Annotated in this window: 20 protein-coding genes; 9 read left to right on the top strand and 11 right to left on the bottom strand. The window is 31.6% G+C overall.

The window, feature by feature from the left end; translation table 11 throughout:
• The first annotated feature begins 16 nt into the window (after positions 1 to 16).
• The 5 genes from KPL54_RS23000 to KPL54_RS22980 all read left to right on the top strand — a co-directional run bounded on the left by KPL54_RS23000 (position 17) and on the right by KPL54_RS22980 (position 5679).
• A complete protein-coding gene (locus KPL54_RS23000) occupies positions 17 to 640 on the top strand; it encodes a nucleotidyltransferase family protein (protein WP_216108826.1) in 624 nt (207 codons plus the stop codon).
• 46 nt (positions 641 to 686) lie between these two features.
• Complete coding sequence (locus tag KPL54_RS22995) at positions 687 to 2801, top strand: xanthine dehydrogenase family protein molybdopterin-binding subunit (RefSeq protein ID WP_216108825.1); 2115 nt, start codon at positions 687 to 689, stop codon at positions 2799 to 2801.
• Complete coding sequence (locus tag KPL54_RS22990; protein ID WP_216108824.1) at positions 2801 to 3268, top strand: (2Fe-2S)-binding protein; 468 nt, start codon at positions 2801 to 2803, stop codon at positions 3266 to 3268. Before KPL54_RS22995 ends, KPL54_RS22990 begins: the two co-directional genes overlap by 1 nt.
• Positions 3262 to 4080 (top strand): FAD binding domain-containing protein, encoded by an 819-nt coding sequence (locus KPL54_RS22985; RefSeq protein WP_216108823.1) that lies wholly within the window; start codon positions 3262 to 3264, stop codon positions 4078 to 4080. Before KPL54_RS22990 ends, KPL54_RS22985 begins: the two co-directional genes overlap by 7 nt.
• A 228-nt stretch (positions 4081 to 4308) precedes the next feature.
• Positions 4309 to 5679 carry a nucleobase:cation symporter-2 family protein gene (locus tag KPL54_RS22980; RefSeq protein ID WP_216108822.1) on the top strand — a complete coding sequence of 457 codons (1371 nt, stop codon included), beginning with the start codon at positions 4309 to 4311 and terminating at the stop codon, positions 5677 to 5679.
• A gap of 95 nt (positions 5680 to 5774) precedes the next feature.
• Here KPL54_RS22980 and KPL54_RS22975 read toward each other — a convergent pair whose 3' ends face one another.
• From KPL54_RS22975 to KPL54_RS22965, 3 genes are all read right to left on the bottom strand, one after another.
• On the bottom strand, positions 5775 to 6653 hold the full coding sequence (locus tag KPL54_RS22975; RefSeq protein ID WP_216108821.1) for an aldose 1-epimerase family protein: 879 nt from the start codon (positions 6651 to 6653) through the stop codon (positions 5775 to 5777).
• A gap of 52 nt (positions 6654 to 6705) precedes the next feature.
• On the bottom strand, positions 6706 to 7086 hold the full coding sequence (locus KPL54_RS22970; protein WP_375373015.1) for a L,D-transpeptidase: 381 nt from the start codon (positions 7084 to 7086) through the stop codon (positions 6706 to 6708).
• Between the two features lie 153 nt (positions 7087 to 7239).
• Complete coding sequence (locus KPL54_RS22965) at positions 7240 to 8097, bottom strand: MurR/RpiR family transcriptional regulator (RefSeq protein WP_216108819.1); 858 nt, start codon at positions 8095 to 8097, stop codon at positions 7240 to 7242.
• A gap of 268 nt (positions 8098 to 8365) precedes the next feature.
• On the opposite strand from KPL54_RS22965, the gene KPL54_RS22960 reads away from it, so the two are divergent.
• Complete coding sequence (locus KPL54_RS22960; protein ID WP_171296409.1) at positions 8366 to 8506, top strand: zinc ribbon-containing protein; 141 nt, start codon at positions 8366 to 8368, stop codon at positions 8504 to 8506.
• Positions 8507 to 8627: 121 nt separating this feature from the next.
• Here KPL54_RS22960 and KPL54_RS22955 read toward each other — a convergent pair whose 3' ends face one another.
• Positions 8628 to 9365 carry a hypothetical protein gene (locus KPL54_RS22955; protein WP_216108818.1) on the bottom strand — a complete coding sequence of 246 codons (738 nt, stop codon included), beginning with the start codon at positions 9363 to 9365 and terminating at the stop codon, positions 8628 to 8630.
• 413 nt (positions 9366 to 9778) lie between these two features.
• A complete protein-coding gene (locus KPL54_RS22950; RefSeq protein ID WP_375373014.1) occupies positions 9779 to 9970 on the bottom strand; it encodes a hypothetical protein in 192 nt (63 codons plus the stop codon).
• 241 nt (positions 9971 to 10211) lie between these two features.
• Between KPL54_RS22950 and KPL54_RS22945 the strand changes: the two genes are divergently transcribed.
• The 3 genes from KPL54_RS22945 (at position 10212) to KPL54_RS22935 (ending at position 12735) form a co-directional block, all read left to right on the top strand.
• Positions 10212 to 10841: a hypothetical protein gene (locus tag KPL54_RS22945; RefSeq protein WP_216108817.1), complete on the top strand. Its 630-nt coding sequence runs from the start codon at positions 10212 to 10214 to the stop codon at positions 10839 to 10841.
• Between the two features lie 75 nt (positions 10842 to 10916).
• Positions 10917 to 12317, top strand: a complete 1401-nt coding sequence (locus KPL54_RS22940) for an amino acid permease (RefSeq protein ID WP_216108839.1) — start codon at positions 10917 to 10919, stop codon at positions 12315 to 12317.
• A 61-nt stretch (positions 12318 to 12378) separates the two neighbouring features.
• Complete coding sequence (locus KPL54_RS22935) at positions 12379 to 12735, top strand: YtxH domain-containing protein (RefSeq protein WP_216108816.1); 357 nt, start codon at positions 12379 to 12381, stop codon at positions 12733 to 12735.
• 170 nt (positions 12736 to 12905) lie between these two features.
• Here KPL54_RS22935 and KPL54_RS22930 read toward each other — a convergent pair whose 3' ends face one another.
• The 6 genes from KPL54_RS22930 to KPL54_RS22905 all read right to left on the bottom strand — a co-directional run bounded on the left by KPL54_RS22930 (position 12906) and on the right by KPL54_RS22905 (position 20445).
• Positions 12906 to 13232: a nucleotidyltransferase substrate binding protein gene (locus tag KPL54_RS22930; RefSeq protein ID WP_253203725.1), complete on the bottom strand. Its 327-nt coding sequence runs from the start codon at positions 13230 to 13232 to the stop codon at positions 12906 to 12908.
• 93 nt (positions 13233 to 13325) lie between these two features.
• Positions 13326 to 14813, bottom strand: a complete 1488-nt coding sequence (locus KPL54_RS22925; RefSeq protein ID WP_216108815.1) for a GH25 family lysozyme — start codon at positions 14811 to 14813, stop codon at positions 13326 to 13328.
• Between the two features lie 303 nt (positions 14814 to 15116).
• Complete coding sequence (locus KPL54_RS22920; protein WP_216108814.1) at positions 15117 to 15986, bottom strand: methionyl aminopeptidase; 870 nt, start codon at positions 15984 to 15986, stop codon at positions 15117 to 15119.
• Between the two features lie 68 nt (positions 15987 to 16054).
• The gene (locus KPL54_RS22915; RefSeq protein WP_216108813.1) at positions 16055 to 16735 is read right to left on the bottom strand and encodes a DUF5680 domain-containing protein; all 681 of its coding nucleotides are present in this window, start codon (positions 16733 to 16735) and stop codon (positions 16055 to 16057) included.
• 137 nt (positions 16736 to 16872) lie between these two features.
• A complete protein-coding gene (locus KPL54_RS22910; RefSeq protein ID WP_216108812.1) occupies positions 16873 to 18720 on the bottom strand; it encodes an ABC transporter ATP-binding protein in 1848 nt (615 codons plus the stop codon).
• Positions 18721 to 20445, bottom strand: a complete 1725-nt coding sequence (locus KPL54_RS22905) for an ABC transporter ATP-binding protein (RefSeq protein WP_216108811.1) — start codon at positions 20443 to 20445, stop codon at positions 18721 to 18723.
• Positions 20446 to 20554 lie beyond the last annotated feature (109 nt).

The raw sequence follows: 20554 nt of genomic DNA, 5'->3' as shown, positions 1-20554 counted from the left end.
AAAGTGAGGTATGCAATTGGAAACTAATGGTATCATACTTGTTGCTGGTTTATCAAGTCGTATGGGAGAATTTAAACCACTTTTAAAGATAGATGGTAAAACTATGATTGAGCACAGCGTTGATAGTATGCTGTATTCTGGTGTAAATCAAGTCATTGTTGTATTAGGCTATCGAGGGGAAGAAATTGAAGTTCTACTAAAAAGTAAATATGATACCTCTAGGTTAGTATTTACACATAACCTAAAATATGCAGAAACAGACATGTTAGCCTCTGTAAAAATTGGAATCGCATCACTTAATAACTGTGATGCATTTTATCTCCTTCCAGGAGATATGCCCGCAATTGATACTAAAACCTTTCTTGAGGTGAAGGAAACCATGGTAAAAAGTAATGCTATGATAGTATTTCCTACTATTGATGGACACCGTAAACATCCACCCTTGGTTTCACAAAGTTGCATAAATTATATACTTCAGTTTCAAAATGAGGGTGGTCTTCGTGAGGTATGGAAATTCTTCGAAAATGAAATAAAAACAGCTCCTGTTGATGACTATGGTTGCACCATTGATGCGGACACAAAAGCAGATTATCATAAGATTGTTAACTACATGGAGAGTAAGCGTAATTATAAAGTTTGAGGTGTTTATACAAATGCCTATTAATTAAATGTATAGGAGGAACTAAATGGAATCTATTAGTAATTCTGTAAAGAAAAAAGACCATGATACAAAAATAAACGGTCGTGCACTTTATGTAGATGATCAAGTTATGGAGGATATGAATTATGGTAGACTATTACACTCCGCAAAGGCAAAGGCACGTATCACAAATGTTATTCTTCCTGAATTACCAAAGGGTTATTTTATTGTTGACAAAAATGACGTACCAGGTATAAATCTCGTTCACATTGTTCTTGATGATACTCCTGTTTTTGCCAATGATACAGTAGAATATGTTGGCGATCCGATTTTGATGGTTGTCGGTCCAGATTTAAAAAAAGTAGATAAAATATTAAATGAAATTGTTGTTGTATACGAAGAACTAGTACCAATTCTTGACATGCTTAAATCTGATACTGTTTTTTTTAACTATAACTTTGAAAAAGGAGATATAGATAAGGCCTTAAAAGAAGCAGATCATGTTTTCATAGAAACTTTTCAAACTGGTTACCAGGAACAGGCATATCTTGAAACACAAGGTATGATTGCTTATCCTCATGATGGACGAATTACCGTACGTGGTTCTATGCAGTGCCCCTACTATATAAAAGGTGCAGTTTCCAAAGCAATGGGTTATGAAGACAAGGATGTCCAAATTATTCAAGATGTTACTGGTGGTGGATTTGGTGGCAAAGAAGCCTTCCCATCAATTCTAGCTTGTCAAATTGCTGTAGCCGCAAAAAAAGCAAACAAACCAGTTAAAATAATTTTTGATAGACGAGAAGATATGGAATACACTTCAAAACGGCATCCATCTATTAGCACATATAAAGTATCTATTAAAGACAATAGAATTACTGGTATGGATATTGATGTTATGTTTAATGGTGGAGCATATACCACACTTTCGGCTGTTGTTTTGCAGCGTGGTTTAATTTGTTCAAATGGTGTATATCGCATAGATAATCTTCGCGTTACTGGTCGTGCTATGAAGACAAATACTGTACCTTGTGGCGCATATCGTGGTTTTGGTGCACCTCAAACTTTTTTTGCAGTAGAAATGATCATGGATCATATCTCAAAAAAAATGGGTATTGATTCCCTTGAACTTAAAGAAAAGTATATGGTTAAACAATATGATTCTACTTCTACAAGTGGCAAATATCATTTCCATGTGCCCCTACCTGAAATGATAGAGCGAATTGATGTTCTTACTGATTACCGTGCAAAACGAGAATTATATAAGAATCAAACTGGCAGATATCGCAAAGGTATTGGTCTGTCTATGTATTATCATGGATGTGGTTTTACTGGCAGTGGAGAGAGAGACCTCATTAAGGCCGTTGCTAAAATCAGGAAAAACAAGGATGATACAGTAGACATTCTCGCAAGCAACGCAGATATTGGTCAAGGCTTAAAAACTACCTTCTGTAAAATTGTTGCGGATACCCTCGGAATTTCTTACGATAAGGTATCAAATATTAATCCAGATACAGATCTTGTTCCAGATTCAGGTCCAACTGTTGCAAGCCGCTCGCTAATGACCGTTGGAGAATTACTTAAGCGTGCAGCAAAGAGGCTTAAGAAGGAATGGAAATCTGGAGAAGAACAAATTATAGAAGAACATTTTGTTGAACCTGATTTTGTAATCCCTTTTAATATAGAAAAATTCAGAGGAGATGCATATCCAACCTATTCATGGTCTGTAAATGTTATTGAAGTAAAAATAGACACACTTACAGCCACTACAGAAATTCTTGGAGCATGGGGTATTTTTGATGTTGGCGTTCCAATAGATATGAATATAATACTAGGACAGATGCAAGGTGGATTCCTTCAGGGTATTGGTTATGCCTCTATGGAACAAATGGATTACAATGATAAAGGCATGATTCGTAATAATAATTTAAGTGATTATACAATACCAACATCCGTTGATGTACCAAATCTTGTGACTGAAATAATGAATAATCCATATACCCACGGCCCATATGGAGCAAAAGGTGCAGGAGAACTTCCTCTCGTCGGAGCGGCTCCAGCTTATGTTGAAGCAATGGAAAATGCGCTTTGTGAAAACCTATATAAATCTCCATTTACAACAGAAGATACCATGAAAGTACTACAAAGGGGGCTTAAATAATGATAAAGTTTATACTTAATGGAAAAGGTATTACATCCATCGCCAATGCAAATCAGAGATTACTGGATGTACTCCGAAATGAGTTTCACATAACTGGAGTAAAATGTGGCTGTAAAGAGGGAGAATGCGGTGCCTGCTCTGTCATTCTTGATGGGAAATTGGTTAACTCTTGCATGGTAGCTATGGGTAGCATAGAAGGAAGTACTGTTGTTACCATTGAAGGTTATCGCGAAACAAAGCGCTTTGCTGTTCTTAGTAGAGCATATTCATCTGTTAGTGCTGTCCAATGTGGATTTTGTATTCCTGGGATGATACTAGCGTCTGAATGTATACTTGTCAAGAATCCAAATCCCACTGAAGCAGATATTCGTGATGGAATTTCTGGAAATCTTTGTAGATGCACCGGATATAATTCAATAGTTAATGCAATCGGTATTGCAGCAAAGGAGGGGAAAGGATTATGGTAAATAAATATCTGCCAACATCACTTGCTAAAGCATTAGATATCCTTGCAACTGAAGTCGTCACTCCTTACGCTGGAGGTACAGATTTAATGATTAAACCAGATGAAAATGTAACATATTTGTTTCTTAATAAAGTAACTGAGATGAAAAACATTGTAGAAGATGATAAGTATATCCGTATTGGTGCTGCCTGCAGCTTTACTGATATTATTGAAAATAAACTTATACCTAGCATTCTAAAGGAAGCATCAGCAGAGATTGCAGCACCAGCAATCCGTAACTTAGGTACTGTAGGTGGTAATATTTGCAATGGATCTGCTAAGGCTGACAGTGCATTAATCTTTTTCTTGGCGAACTCTAAATTACGTCTTGTAAGTAACAACTGTGAGCGTGTAATTCCAATTACTGAGTTCTATCTAGGTAGAAAAAAGACTTGCATTCATTCTGATGAACTACTAGTTGAAATTCTTATGAGTAAAACAGGTCTTAATAATTATTATTATAAGAAGGTCGGTGCAAGAAATGCTTTGGCTATCGCGAGAGTATCTTTTGCCGGAGTTCTTAATGTAGAAAATGGTAAAATTTCTAACTGCTCTACTGCATTTGGTGCAGTAAGTGATGTTATCATAAGACGGGCTGATATCGATGTTATGCTTGTTGGCAAAACTATTGAAGAAGCTAAAATTGTAAAAGAAGATTATTTTAAAAAATATGATCAGGCGATTGTACCTATTAAAGGTAGAATTTCTGCTGAATACAGGAAAACTGTATGTATGAATTTACTTCGCGACTTTCTTGAAAGCAATGGAATTTAATTCGTAATATTAATAACCTTAGCACATTTAAACACAAATTTAGTTTACAAATATATTCATTTTATTAATTAATTGTAAACTGAATATTGCTTTACTATAATAAAACCAGCCTAATTAATTAGAATGAAGGTGGAGAGATTAACGTTTTTGTTATTGCCATGTAGTTAATGTGTAAACAATACACTCTTTTAACATTAAAAATTCATATCTTTTTAGGGGGGTATATCCATGTCGAAATCAAAAAATGTAGACATTGTAAAGATAGACAAAATAAATGAAATGCTTCCAATTGCTCAACTTGCTACGCTAGGCCTTCAGCATGTCCTTGCAATGTATGCAGGCGCAGTTGCTGTGCCTCTAATTATTGGTGGTGCTGTGGGTTTGACGCCAGCCCAACTTTCACTTCTAGTGGCTGCTGACTTATTCACTTGTGGTATTGCGACACTATTACAAGCAATTGGAATAGGATCCTATGTAGGAATTAGGCTACCCGCAATTTTAGGTTGTACCTTTGCAGCTGTTGGCCCACTAATCATTATAGGCAAAAGTTTAGGAATGCAAACTGCCTATGGCTCAATAATGGTCGCCGCAATCATAGTTATACTTATTGCACCATTATATGGTAAGATACTAAAGTTTTTTCCGACTATAGTTACAGGCACTGTTGTTACAATGATTGGTCTTTCCTTAATTAATGTTGGTGTGACTAGTATTGGTGGTGGTTCTCAACTTTTAGGATCAAAAAATTTCGCAAGTCCAAGAAATCTTCTACTTGCTGGCTTTGTAATGATCGTAGTTCTTCTTTCAAATAAATATTTCAAAGGGTTTTTTCAGGCGATTTCTATTCTAAATGGAATAGTTTTAGGAACTATAGCCGCATCATTTATGGGAATGGTCGATTTTTCCCAGGTTGCAAATGCAAAGTGGATAAGTTTTGTGCATCCTTTTAACTTTGGTATGCCTAAATTTGATTTAGGTTCAACAATTATGATGAGTTTTGTAATGCTTGTAGTAATGATTGAGTCAACAGGCACATATCTTGGTATAGGTAAAGTCTGTGGTAAGGATATTACACAAAAAGATATTGTACGTGGACTTCGTGCAGAAGGAATTGCAACATTTTTAGGTGGCATATTTAATTCCTTTCCTTATACCACATTCAATCAAAATTTAGGACTTTTGGCACTTAGCAAAGTAGTAAGCCGTTTTGTTGTTATCGCTTCTGGTATTATTCTTATTGCACTTGGCTTGATTCCTAAATTTGCAGCCTTAGCTACAATTATTCCTCAACCAGTTATTGGTGGAGCTACAACTATAATGTTTGCAATGGTTGCAGTAGCTGGAATACAAATGCTTGCAAAAGTAGATTTTAATAGAAATTCAAATATGTTAGTTGTTGCCTGTTCTATTGGGATAGGACTTGGAATTACTGCTGTACCTAACTTATTTGACCAAACACCTACAATTTTTAAGTCTATATTTAGTAGTGGCATAGTTTCTGCTTCAGTAGTTGCGGTGTTACTTAATGCTTTCATGAATCACGATGATAAAAATGCTCACACCGATATAAAACTCTCTGAAACAAATTTGGATGCATGATTCTAAAATTTCAATACTAGTAGCCCAGAGATATGGATAACTTATATTAATAAGTTATCCTCTAAAATGAAGTTTAATATATTAACTAGCAAGTATCATTCTATTATAGATATCTTATAACTATATTTAAATTCTTGTCCACTAGTTAATAAAACAGACCCCTCCTTCTCCTTAAATTCACCAGTAAAATCTCCATAATCAGCATGTCCAAACCAGGGTTCAATACATAAAAATGGTGCCCCCCCTTTTGGTGCCCATATTCCCATATAAGGAAATCCTTTAAATTCTACTGATACGGACTTCTCATGATTCTTTGATTTTATAGTTATTTTATCAGATTTTAAATCATCAAATACTAAAGCATCATCTTTAAATAACTCTTTTGATAAAATCATGATATCAGTATCATTTAAAGCCTCTTTTCTCTTATGTGAAAAATACCCCTCTTTAGTTATTTCCATTCTATCGCTTGTTTCTTTCGCATTAAATTCAAGATAATAGTCTTCTATTTTTTCATTTTTTTCAATAGGGCACATAAAAGCGGGATGTGCACCTATTGAAAATGTTATATCCTTATTATCTAAATTTTTAACATTGTATGTTACCTTAACAATATTTTCTTCAATTGTATAATTAATAAACAAAGAAAATTTATATGGATATATTTTCATAGTATCCTCAGAATATTTTAATTCAAAGGTAATTGAATCATTAGTTTGTGTTACAAATTTAAAATCTGATATCCTACCAAATCCATGAGATGGCAACTCATATATATTCTCATCAATTCTATATTTTGAACCTACTAGGTTTCCGACTATTGGAAACAAAATTGGTGAATGATACTTCCAATATCTCGGGTCTCCATTCCAAAGGTACTGAGTTCCTTCTTTTTTTCCAGTTATAGAATGTAGTTCTGCTCCCTGAGTACTAGCTGTTATTTTAATTATTGAATTTTCTAAAGAATAAATCATCAGATACTTCCTTCCTAATACACTTTAAATTATTATGTTAGTGGTCTTGCTTTTACACGATTTTTACTGGAGTTCCTACGGGTACTAAATTATAAAGTTCAATTATATTCTTGTTATAAGTTCTGATACACCCATTAGAAACAGACTTACCAATAGAACTTGGGTTATTAGTACCGTGAATTCCATAATCTCCACCAGGAACATTTAGGCCAAGCCATTTTGCACCAAATGGGCCTCCTGGATCGGATGCCTTATTTATAATTTTAAAATTTCCCTTAGGTGTAGGTGTAGTAATTTTACCTGTTGCTATAGGATATGTCTTAAATAACTTTCCTTCCTTAAACAAATTTAACTTTTTAGCATCAACATTAACTATAATATTATAGCTAATAACACGATAAAGACTTTGTTCATCATAATTATAATAGCGTATAAACATATTTCCTCCAACTATATAGTAATCTTTTTATAATATGTTGAAAAATATAAATTGTACCAAAACTATAGATTATACTAATTTATTATGCTTAAGGGATATAACAGTGATTATTAACATCAATAAAAATAGTCTACATAACGCTATTCTTTATTTATAAACTTTATATTCTTCCCATATATTCTCTAGAGTAGAAAACGTACTTGAAATTTTTTCTTTTTCTCTTAATCCAACAGCTATGATTAACGCATTCATTACACTAAATGGCGCTACTAAGGAATCAACAAAGGAAGTCATATTACTTTGTGCTATTAGAGTATAGTTAGCCTTCTCCGCTAATGGAGATAATAAACTATCTGTAATTACTATAATATTGGCATTCTTGCTTTTAGCAAAGTTTAAAGCTTCAATTGTCCTCATCGTATATCTAGGAAACCCTATCCCAATCACTATGTCTTGTTCATCAACATTAAGCAATTGCTCGAATATGTCACTAACGCCATAAGCAACTACCTTAACATTATCTAAAATAAAATTTAAATAAAAGCCTAAGAATTCAGCTAATGAAGATGAGTCCCTTAGCCCAATTATATATATTTTTTTAGCTTTAAATAGTGAATTAACTATCTCATCAAAAGTTTCATAATTTATATTTTCTAAAGTTGTTTTAATATTTTCCATATCAGCCTTTAATACACTCTTTAGTGCATTTTCTTGGGTCATGTAATCATTAGATAATTCAATTCTTTGCACAGTTGTTAATTTATTTCTAATTAACTGTTGAAGAGATTTTTGTAGTTTAGGATAACCACTAAATCCTAACTCACTTGCAAATCTTACAACAGTTGATTCACTCACTCCTATACTTTCACCTAATTTATCAGCTGTCATAAACGCTGCTTTATCATAATGTTTTAAAATATATTCGGCTATCAGTTTTTGACCTTTACTTAAACGTGGAAGTTTAAGTTGAATAGTTCTCATCAAATCTTGTTTACTATTTTCCATAATCAGTTCAACCCTTTCTATATCAATTCCAACTAACTAAAATAAAAATATTTAATAGATGATAGCATGGAATTTTTATTTCATTTTATCATCTATTGAACTCGGTTTCAATAAATTATTCATTTTATGTAATCTCTATGTATTTATTGTTATAAATAGCTAAAAACATTAAAACTATTGCTCCTTCATCCTATAGTATTGTTAAAATAATTTTACTATGCTAAAATTACATTGGCAATAATTTAATAAAAAAAGAGGTGAATTACATATGTTATACTCAACTGGTGAAAAACCCGGGAATGGAAAATATGTTTGTAAAATTTGCGGGCAAAAGGTAATATTAGATGATACTACTGATACTTTACCTCCCTGTCCTAAATGTAAAAAAACAAACTATAGAAAGCTTTAATATAAATAATTTATCTTTTTTTAGATTTGGAGAAGCATCTTTTCGATGGAATCTTCTCCTTTTAATTTTGCTAAAAATAAATGTTGAATTATTCCTTGCTTAATTCGCACTACATTCAAATTTAATATTCTTTTAATATTATTATTTTTTCCTCTTCAATAAAATTACCTACGAATGAAATTATTTCTTTTTTTTCATAATCTTTTATTCTATATTTGCAATCCAATTTTTTTATGGATTTATCAGCTTGTATATTTAAAATAAACTTGCCTTTCTCATATTCCAAAAAAGTTAAACTTTCAACTTTTTTATATGAGACAAGTTGTGCATGATCAATGATTTTATTAGAAAAGGCACCTGTATTAATAAAAATACCACTTTCATAAAAATTAAGATATTTATTTGCCAAATAATCCAAAGGCAAATCAATTACTAATATAATAATAATGAAAATATCACTTATTAACTCAAGTTTTGAAGCACTTTGGTGCATAGTTATAGACTGAAACATAAATATTATAAGAAATATAAGATTATAAGTTCCTGCATACTTTACTTTTATTGATATACTCTTTAATCTCGAGTAATTCCTTTTTAAAAGGAATGATTTTATATCTTTGATTATAACAAACACAAATAACATTAAAAATAATGAGAATAAAAAATATTCAAGTTTCTTAAACTTTAAAGCCAACATGGAAAACCCTAAAAATCCAATCATTATTAAAACAGTTATTATTCCATCTCTTATTTTAGTTTTGCTTTTTTCTATTTCAGATCTCATCATTGTTGAAACAAATGCAATAATAATTAAACATATAACTATAATAGCAACATCATATTTAGACCCACTATACATATTAATAGATTCCCCCCAAATTTTTTATTTTAATTGAAATATATACCATAAACCATATTTTATCATATATCTAACTATAAATGAGTATATTAGTTTATAATTTTTTAATTTAATTATTATTTCATTGATTATACGAATAAAACAATTAACATGATAACATTCCTAATAAAATACCAATAATAATAGGATTCTTTATAAGATTAATGCATAATTTCCAAAATAGCCTCACTTCCACGAAAAGATGCTTGTACAAAAGTACCTATTAATGTATACATTTTAATGATAGACACCATGAGTGTAAAAGATTAAACAATATAAAAAAAGCCATACTCAAGTATAGCTTTATGTTTTACTATTAAATTATTTCTAGAGGTTTACCAAGCTCAACATTTTTAACTATACTTGCAAATAGTCTACATTAAGTAGGTAGTTTTATGATAAACCTCATCAGTTTGATATTTTTGTTTTCTATTATAACTTCTTCTTCCCTTTTTAGCAGGTTTAATTCCTATTCCACGTCCAATTTCTGAAGTCGTAAATTTTCTACAATTTAATTGTAATGCATTCATGTCAATTGTCATTGATTTAATCTTTTTCATTTTCACACTTCTAACCTCCAATAAATTATTTATATACATATAATACTATAAAGGCGTGGTTAAGTAAATATTGAAAAAAATATTTTTTAAAATTCAATCATATTATTTTCCTCCTTAATATAAAACTTACTAAAATAAGTATTCTTGTCATATTATTGTTTTAGTAAGTTTTAGTCGTGTTTAGTTGATTTTTAGTCGGTTTTGTTGTATACTAATAATTATCAAATAAATTATAGGAGGGTTTGTATTGTTAAATTTTGATGACTTATGGTTGGTAAGAACCAATCCTGAAAACATTAATAGATTAAAAGAGTTTTTAGAAAATGACATAATTGCAATAGGCTGGAGTAACTTAATTGACTTAACAGATATGCCTAAAAACACTCTTCTTAAAGAACTTGCTAGGAATAACTATTCCTGTTCAAATGTGAAGCTCGGTGTTATCAATCAGTTTGTAAACAATATTCAAGTTGGTGATCTATGTATTATCCCTTATGGAAATAAAATATATCTTGCAAAAGTTACAAGTCCATATTATTATGATTCAACTAAAGTAGCTGAGGGTTATCCTCATCAAAGAAAAGTTGAATTTATTAACAAGGATAATCCTATTAGTAGATCTAGTTTACCTGAAGCTGTTCGAAAATCATTAGGTGCACAAAATTATGTTGCACATCTAAAACATCGTATCGATGAATTTAAGGCGTTTTTATCTGAGATGGAAACTGCTACTGACAAAATTGATTTACATGAAAGTTTGATAAAGTTGCTACCATTGGCTCTAGAAACTATAAGAAATGCTATGGAAAGTGATGATGTTCAGAGAAGGTTTGATGCATCCATTGAAGTGCTTAAATTAATACAGAAGTATGAATAATTATTTTTTAATTACTAACAAAAGAAAAATAATATACGCGAGGAGACAAATACTTTGAAACTTATTTGGAAGAGAATGTGGAAGAAAAAGTCCCTAAAAATGGAGCTTAAGGCTGCAAAAAAAACTAATTTAAAAAAGAATCTTACATCAACTGACCTTGCAGCACTTGGAATAGGTGCTGTTCTTGGTACAGGAATTTTTGTTTCAACAGGTGTTGGTGCTCATATGGCAGGTCCGGCAGTTGTTTTATCATTTATTGTAGCTGCAATAACAAGCGGACTTTGTGCCCTTACTTATGCCGAACTCGCTACAATGTTTCCAGTAGCAGGTAGTACTTATACATATTCATATATTGCCTTTGGTGAAATTATAGCCTGGATTATAGGATGGGATCTAATGCTTGAATATTTAGTCTCCTCCGCTGCAGTTGCCTCCGGTTGGTCAGGAACCTTTGTAGGGCTGTTAAGCTCTGCTGGACTTGATTTACCTAAAGCAATATCTGTTGGACCATCTGCCGGTGGGATTATTGATTTACCAGCCGTTCTTATAGTAGGCCTTGTAACATGGATATTATTTATTGGCATAAAAGAAAGTGCTAAGCTAAATAACGTCATAGTCTTAATTAAAATTGGTGTAATTGTTTTATTTATAGTACTTGGTGTATTTCATATTAGTGTAGCTAACTATAAACCATTTTCTCCTTTTGGATGGACGGGTGTAATGGCAGGGGCTTCAATAATGTTCTTTGCATATATTGGTTTTGATGCAGTATCGACAGCGGCTGAAGAAACTATAAATCCAAAGAGAGATGTACCCCGTGGACTTGCTATTTGCCTAGGAGTTGTAATTGTGCTTTACGTTGCAGTTGCAATTGTTATAACAGGCATGGTTCCATTTAAAGAAATTAGTCAGAATAATGCTATTCCAGATGCATTGAAACAGTTTGGTATTAACTGGGGAGCTGCTCTAGTTGGAACAGGTGCGGTTATAGGAATGATTTCCACATTACTTGTAATGCTTTATGGTCAGATTAGAGTATTTATGGTTATGTCAAGAGATGGACTACTTCCAAAGGTATTTTCAAAGGTTCACCCAGTTCACAAAACACCTACACTTTGCACAATAATTACAGGTAGTATAGCTGCTATTATGACAGGACTTTTGCCTCTAGAGGAAATAATAAAACTATGTAATATAGGTACATTATTTGCCTTCATTCTTGTATCTATCGGCGTTATAGTATTAAGAAAAACTATGCCAGATGCTGAAAGAAAGTTTAGATGTCCTTGGGTACCTTTTATACCTATCCTAACTATAGTTGCTTGCGTTTATTTAATGACAGCATTACCTCTAGAAACATGGATTAGATTTATAATTTGGTTATCACTTGGGCTAGCAATTTACTTTATATATGGTAGGCATCATAGTATACTCCAACATAGCAAACCAAGACAGTATAGTGATACAAATTCATAATATTAAAATCTACATTTATTAAAAAATAATAAGTATTTAAAATTTGAAGGAGGAAATAATTATGGTATTTTCAAGTTGGTTTAAAAATAGGAAAATAGAAATGCAAAAACAAGCAAAAATTAAAACTGCTAAAAAAGTAGCTATTGGTACTGTAGCAGGAAGTCTTAGTGGCTTATTAGGTGGTTTACTTTTCTCACCAAAATCTGGCAAGGAAACTAGAGAGGATATTGTTAAGTCATCAAAAGATATTACAAACAATATAAAAGAGAAAACTACAGAACTTAAAGACACCCTAGACAATAAAGTTACAGATGTTAAAAGCAGTGTAACAGAATCTAAAACAAAAATTTCTGAATACTTAAATGGTAAAAAAAACTCAAAAGATAATGCTACTGATGACGAAATTTCATCTAAATAATATTATAAAATAAGTATTTAAGTAAGAGATTATATAATTATAAACATTAAAACACCACATTCTTTATGAGTGTGGTGTTTTTATATTATCTAAAATGAGCTTATGCTAATTATATTTAAATCTTGCTATAAATTTCAATTCCATCTCTACTTATCTGTTTTTCTATATTTTCATTTAATGAATCTACAAAAAACAATATCATTCCAAATTTCTATATCTTTAATTAAACCTTCTTTAAATGCTCGTTTATAACACCCTCTTGGGTTATTTATTTCCAGGCCAGAAGCTTTAAATATCTTGGATAATAACTTCCAAGTCAGATTTTCTAGTGTCTCATACTTTTTTATTATAGAGTCTCTATATACTTCAATTGTAATGTCATCTGGATTTTTTATACTTTCAAAGTTATCTGTGATCTTTTTTAAATGAACTAACATTCTATAATCATAATTATATGTCAATTTTATTAATTCATCATATTTATCTAATATTCCCATAATATCTACTCTTCCTTTCTAAATAATATTATTTAAAAAGTTCAATCAAGCAAAAATATAATTAATTTAAGATACCACTGATTTATCCCACCCTCATTTAGATATATACACATTTATTAAACCTAAATAGGAAACATCATTAAATACATCTAGCGCTTGAACCTGAAATTTATATATTCTTCCAACTTTTAACCCAGTTACTGTAATGAAATTTTTAATATCTGTCGAAATCCAAACGCCATCTTTATAAACATTGTAGCCTTTTAGATCTATCTCAGTGTTCCTATTCCAACTTAAATTAACTGTTCCTTTAGAGGCATTAAATCCATTCAAGTTTATTGGTTTAGCAGGAGGCATTATTAAATCAAGTGAAGGACACCAATTTTGATCCATATTTGTATATCCACCAATAATTGCTGATTGCGTGAATTGCCAAATATTCCATCCACTCCACCCACCAAAGCTCATTGGCGTATCATCACTAAACTTCAAATAGTTACTAAATTCATAAAACTCAGCATTCCAAAGAGGTAAATCCTTTAATGTATTAATTTGGGCTGTAATGTTCCAGTCACTCCAGAAAGATCTATTTGTATATATCATTATAGTTCTTCCTGCATATAATTTAAAATGGTCACAAAATACTTTAGCCCAATCGACTATTTGTTTCCCCGTAAGCCCGATATCAATTTGGCTAAGTGGAGGTTCTATATCTAAAACAGGAATTAGATCTCCATATCCACTTATCCCAACCTTACTCATAATACTAAATATATGGTCAGCATATTTTTCAGCCTCAACATTGGCTTTATTTAAATCGAAATCTAATTTAGACCAGTATGGAATATAATAGAATCCTACTAAAAGCCCAACAGATTTTATTCCTAGAGTGTGTTTTTGTACCATAAAATCAGGTTTGTATCCATTATTTACTACACTACCACCGGCCCTAACATAAACAAATTTTACTTCATCATTTTTAATTTTATTCCAATCTAATTCTGGCGTATAAAAAGAAACATCCGTACCTTTTAAGTATCCAGAATATTGGTTAGCTTTTGACCAATAGACGACCCCTGTCGACGTTGTAATACTAACTTTTGCAATATTACTGTAACCAGAGAAAATTTTATTAGAGGTATATGATGTGACCTTATAATAATAAGTTTTACCAATTTTAATACTAGTATCTACAAAAACTCGATTTGGCGTAAAACCTATAGGAATATTATTTCTCAAAATATAATATCCACTCACTTGTACATTGTCATATGCAGGCTCCCAAAATAGAACTACACTAATTAATGTATTCCTTTGCACTGACAGTGACCTTGGAGCTCCTGGTGCAACTCTATTATTTGTTTTTAAATTCAAATTATAATTTTTAGCAATATCTCTTCTATTTTCATTAGGCCTCATCCTACGATCCTTTTCCCCAAGTGGCACAAACAAAGTCTGATCTTTAAATAATTGCACTGAATTCTGCAATCCGTTTGCTTCAATAATACTTTGTTCTGAAACCCCATATTGTTTTGCAATCGACCAGAGGGTATCCCCTACTTTAACTAAATGCACCCCCACAAAATTACCCCCTTAATATGTACTCTTATAATTAGTGTATTCATAACACAGCTATATTAAGACTAGGAAATCGTTACCTTTTAATTGTTTATCAATATGATTGTTAAATAATTAACGATAGACTGAAGGATTTTATCAATGAATAAGTTATCCCTTACCATCATTACTACCTTAGAGGCTAACATTGCATACTTTTTTGTATATTTTTTATAGTTAGCCTCTTAAATAGCATTTTAATAAATCTTATCTATTTGTTTTAAATATAATCCACATATTATTTAACGTTATCCACTCTTTTATTATTTATTTTGATATTATCTCTATACCATCCTCAGTTACAAGAATTGTATTCTCCCATTGTGCTGAAAGAGATCCATCAGATGTATATGTAGTCCATCCATTCTCTTCATCAATAAATATTTTATGACTTCCAACATTTATCATTGGCTCAATTGTAAATACCATTCCTGGTGCTAAAATCATATCTGTTCCTTTAGTCCCACAGTGAGAAACAAATGGGTCCTCATGAATCTGTAGTCCAACCCCGTGTCCTCCAAAATCCCTAACTACTGAATATCCATTACTCTGCGCATATTCTTGCACCGCCGCTCCTATGTCTCCTAAAAAGCCCCAAGGTTTCACTGCTTCTAGTCCCTTATTTAGACACTCCTTTGTAATTTCTACTAACTTCCTAGCTTCATCACTTACTTCTCCAATCATAAACATTCTTGACGCATCTGAATAATATCCATTAAGTATAGTAGTTACATCAACATTTATAATATCACCATTTTTAAGTATTACATCTTTACTTGGTATTCCATGACATACTTCATCATTTATTGATGTACAAAGACTTTTGGGAAATCCTTCATAATTAAGAGTAGCTGGAATTCCACCTCGAGATATTGTATATTCATGAGCTAGTATATTAATATCTTCTGTAGTCATTCCGGCTCTAATATTCTCACTAACTAAATCTAAAATGCCATTATTAATTTCAGCACTCCTTCTTATTCCCTCAATTTGCTCTTTATTCTTAATAAGCTTTCTTTTAGGAACTGTGCAGCATTGTTTCTTCAAAACCTGCAATTTTTTATCAAAATCCAAATGGCAATCCTTATATTTTAGTCCACTTTTACACCAACATTTATCATCGTTACTTAAAATCATTATACACTCTCCTATATTAATATTTTAACTATGGATATGACTATCTATAAATCACTCTAATTAATTTATCATTTAATGGTTCCGCCATGAAAAAAACACTCATATACCTTAGTATTGTCAAAATAAATTTCCTCATATCCTTGAAACCATTTAAATTCACCATTAACAATACAATGATATTTATATTGTCCATTTTGATATACCATAGGCCCACGATATGGATTTTCCTTTGGCACTAAGTTTAACACTTCTTTTAAAAAATTTCCTGAAAATCCTTCTCCTAAAACTCTGCCTGTATAATTCATTGACCAAAATGGAATATCATCCTTCCATAAGGCTTCTTCTCCTGCAAATTGCTCTCCCCCTATATAGGTATCAATATATTTTAGATTCCCTTCTACATACTCTAAATCATGTGAGTTAGGCCTTGAAGATTTAATTTCAGCACATTTTCCTGCATAGGTATGTTGTTTTGCTGTGCATAAAAATTCTATTACCTTTCCATTTATAGTGTCGACTTTATTCTCTTCAATAGATAAACGGCAATTTTCTTCATAATCATTAACTAATTTATCAATACTTACTTTAAAGAAATCACTTAATGTAATTAGTCTAGCAATATCAGGATATGAATGCCCCACTTCCCATTTTGCAACTGCCTGTCTCGATATCCCTAGCATTTCAGCTAATTTTTCTTGTGATAATCCTTTTTCTTTTCTAAGAATTTGCAATTGTTCCTGAAAGCTCATTTCTACTCACCCCCTAGATAAGTCTACTAATAAAACAACCATATTGCTACCAATTAATCATAACATTTTTGTCAACTATAAGTTGCTTTTAAATTTTGTGTTCCACATTCACCTCTTTAGTGTACCATTCCCTTAACTTACTGCTCATCACTATTATTATATTGATTAAAATACATGTTATAATATTTTCCTTTTTTATTTATAAGCTCCTCGTGGTTTCCCATCTCTATAATTTGTCCATCATCTATAACCATTATTTTGTTTGCATCTCTTATAGTACTTAGCCTGTGAGCTATAATAAAACTCGTTTTACCCTTCATTAGCTTGAGCATAGCTTCCTGTATTCTAAGTTCAGTTCTAGTATCAACACTACTAGTGGCTTCATCCAATATTAATATAGATGGATTCGTAAGTATTGCTCTTGCAATAGCTAAAAGTTGTCTTTGTCCTTGGCTAAGATTACTTCCACTCTCTGAAAGTACTGTCTCATACCCCCTTGGAAGCCTCCTTATAAATTCATGTGCATTTGCCATTTTAGCTGCATTTTCAATTTCTATATCCGAGGAATTTAGATTTCCATATTTTATATTTTCTTTGATAGTTCCTGTAAAAAGATAGGTATCTTGAAGCACTATACCAAAACATCTTCTAAGGCTATCTCTTGTATATTCCCTTATATCAACACCATCAATATATACTACTCCACCTGTAACATCATAAAATCTTGTAAGCAAATTTACAATTGTAGTCTTACCTGCCCCTGTTGGACCCACAAGTGCTATACTCTCACCAGGACGTGCTTCAAAACTAATTTTTTTAAGAATGTTCACATCTTTTCTATACCCGAAATACACATTACTAAATTTAACATGTCCATTGGATTTATTAAGCTCCTTTGGCTCTTTTACATCTTCTGTTTCTTCCACCGTATCTAGTATTTCAAATACCCTTTCAGCTCCAGCAACGGCAGATTGGAGTGTATTAAATATATTAGCCAAGTTATTAAGTGGCCTTACAAATTGCCTTGAATAACTTAAAAAGCTGGCAATCACACCTACTGTAATTATGCCATCTACCGCTAGAACTCCACCCACTCCAGCTACTGCCGCAAATCCGATATTGTTTATAACATTCATAATTGGCATTAGGAATCCAGAATATATTTGAGCTTTTAATCCAACCTTGCACAATCTTTGATTTATTTCATCAAATTCTTTCACTGTTTTATCTTCATGATTAAAAGCTTTTACTATATAAACTCCAGATATAGTCTCTTCAATTTGTCCATTTAGTTTTCCGAGTTCCATTTGTTGAGATTTAAAAAGCTTTCCTGTCTTTTTAGTAATTGCGCGAGTTAACAGAAATACTAAAGGCACTGTAATTAAACTTGCTAGGGTTAATATAGGGCTTAAAATCATCATCATAATAAATGACCCGAGTATTGTTATAATACCTGACATTAATACAATCGCAGATTGAGAAATAGTAGAGCTAACATTATCAATATCATTTGACAATCTACTCATAATATCTCCATTGCTATTTGAATCAAAGAAAGCCATTGGGAGCTTTTGGAGTTTTAAAAACAAGTTATTTCTCATAGTTTTAACTATTCTTTGACTAGAACTTGCCATGGCAAATCCCTGAAATAAACTTATAGCCGCATCTGCCAAATAGGATACTAATAAAACAATCACTATTATACTTAGTAGATTAAAATCTACTTTCCCCCTATTAGATGACATAGCATTTACGGCTTGCCCTATAAGATATGGACCTATTAGTACAATAGCTGAATCTATTATTATAAATATAAATATTATTATTAATGTTTTTCTTTCGCTTCCAAAATAACTCCACAATCTTCTTAAAGTTTTCCTGAAATTTTTCGGTTTTACTACAGGTGCCCTATTTCTTACGCCTCTAACACCATTAAATGGCATAGAAACGTTTTTATTATCATCCTTATATTTATTACCTGGCATCTACATCATCTCCTTTCCAATTTGAGAAAGGAAGATATCATTGTATATTTTGCAATTTTTTAAAAGTTCTGAGTGACTTCCAATCGCTTTTATTTCCCCATTGTCTATTACTATTATTTTGTCAGCGCTCATTACAGAAGTTATTCTGTGAGCTATTAAAATACAAGTTAAACCCTTAGAATATTTTTTTAAGCTATTCCTTATCTTCACTTCTGTATCTGTATCAACCGCACTAGTTGCATCATCAAGTATTAGGATTTCAGCTCCTTTCACTAGTGCTCTTGCTATAGATATCCGTTGCTTTTGTCCTCCAGAAAAATTAACACCACCTTGGCCAATTTTTTCATTATAACCTTCTGGAAGTTTATCAATAAAATCGCTGGCCTCGGCCACTTTTAGGGCTTCCTTAATTTCATCGATACTTGCCTTCTCACTTCCCCATTTCATGTTATCTAATATTGTTCCCGAAAATAGAAGTGCCTTTTGTGGCACTATTGCAATCTTCTCTCTTAATGACTTTATATCTAACTCCTTAATATTTACACCATTAACTTTTATTTCTCCACTTATTACATCATAAAACCTAGGTATTAAATTCACAAGAGTACTTTTTCCTGAACCAGTTGACCCTATTATTCCAACAGTTTCTCCCGGGTGGCAACTAAATGATATGTCCTTTAATATGGGCTCTTTATCCTTATTATATGAAAAATATACGTGCTTAAAATCAACCCTTCCTCTATCTTTAAAATTATCTATAATTTTCTTTCCATTAACCATACTATTTTTTTCTGAGAACACTTCGCTAATACGATCTGTTGATGCTCTAGCGCGCACAAACATTGTAAAAACATTAGTTACCATCATAAGTGAGAATAATATTTGTGTCATATAATTTGTAAATGCTATTATTTCTCCTACATGCATACTGCCTTTGTTTACATATATGCCGCCTATCCAAATCACCAATATAATACCAACGTTTACTATAAGTCCAATTATAGGACTGAAAACCGATGTTATTTTCATAGCTTTAGTAGAGGACTTCGTAAGCAAGGCATTTTTGTCCTTAAATCTTTCTATTTCATATTCAAATCGATTAAAAGCTTTAACTACTCTTACTCCTGATAAATACTCCCTCATAACTCCATTAACGCTATCCAGAGATTTCTGAACTTTAATAAAATATGGGAGTCCTATTTTCATATTAAAATATATAAGAATAGCTGCAATTGGTACAATAGCAAATAAAATCATAGATAGCTTTAAGTTTAGTCTTGCAGCCATTATAATACTTCCTATGCCCACAATTGGTGCTTTAACAAATATCCTCATAAGTCCATTAATAAAATTTTGAACTTGAGTTACATCATTCGTAAGCCTTGTAACTAGTGTACCTCCTTCAAATCTATCAATATTTTCAAAAGAGAATCCTTGAATTTTTTTAAATAAATAAGATCTAAGTTCTGCTCCAAGTTTTTGTGATACATTACTTGCCATAACATTACGAATACTTGCGAATATTGCTCCAATTCCAGCAATTATAAGCATAATAACTCCCATTTCAATTACATAATTCAAATCTTTATTTGCAACTCCTGTATCCACAATTTTGGACATAATCATTGGTTGCATCAAATCACAGAATGCCTCGAGTATTACAAAAAATACTGCTATGCAAAATCCTATACCATACTTATGTGCATATGCTTTTAAATACCCCAAAGTAACTTCCCCCTCCTTGCAACATACTTTAAAAACTTTAATAATTGTTAATTATTAAATCAATGCTCCCACTTAACAATTTGACACCTGTATAAATTATACAGCATAT

The organism is Clostridium estertheticum (assembly GCF_018861295.1).
Classification (GTDB): Bacteria; Bacillota; Clostridia; order Clostridiales; family Clostridiaceae; genus Clostridium_AD; species Clostridium_AD estertheticum_D.
This window is presented reverse-complemented; position numbering and strand designations above follow the sequence as displayed.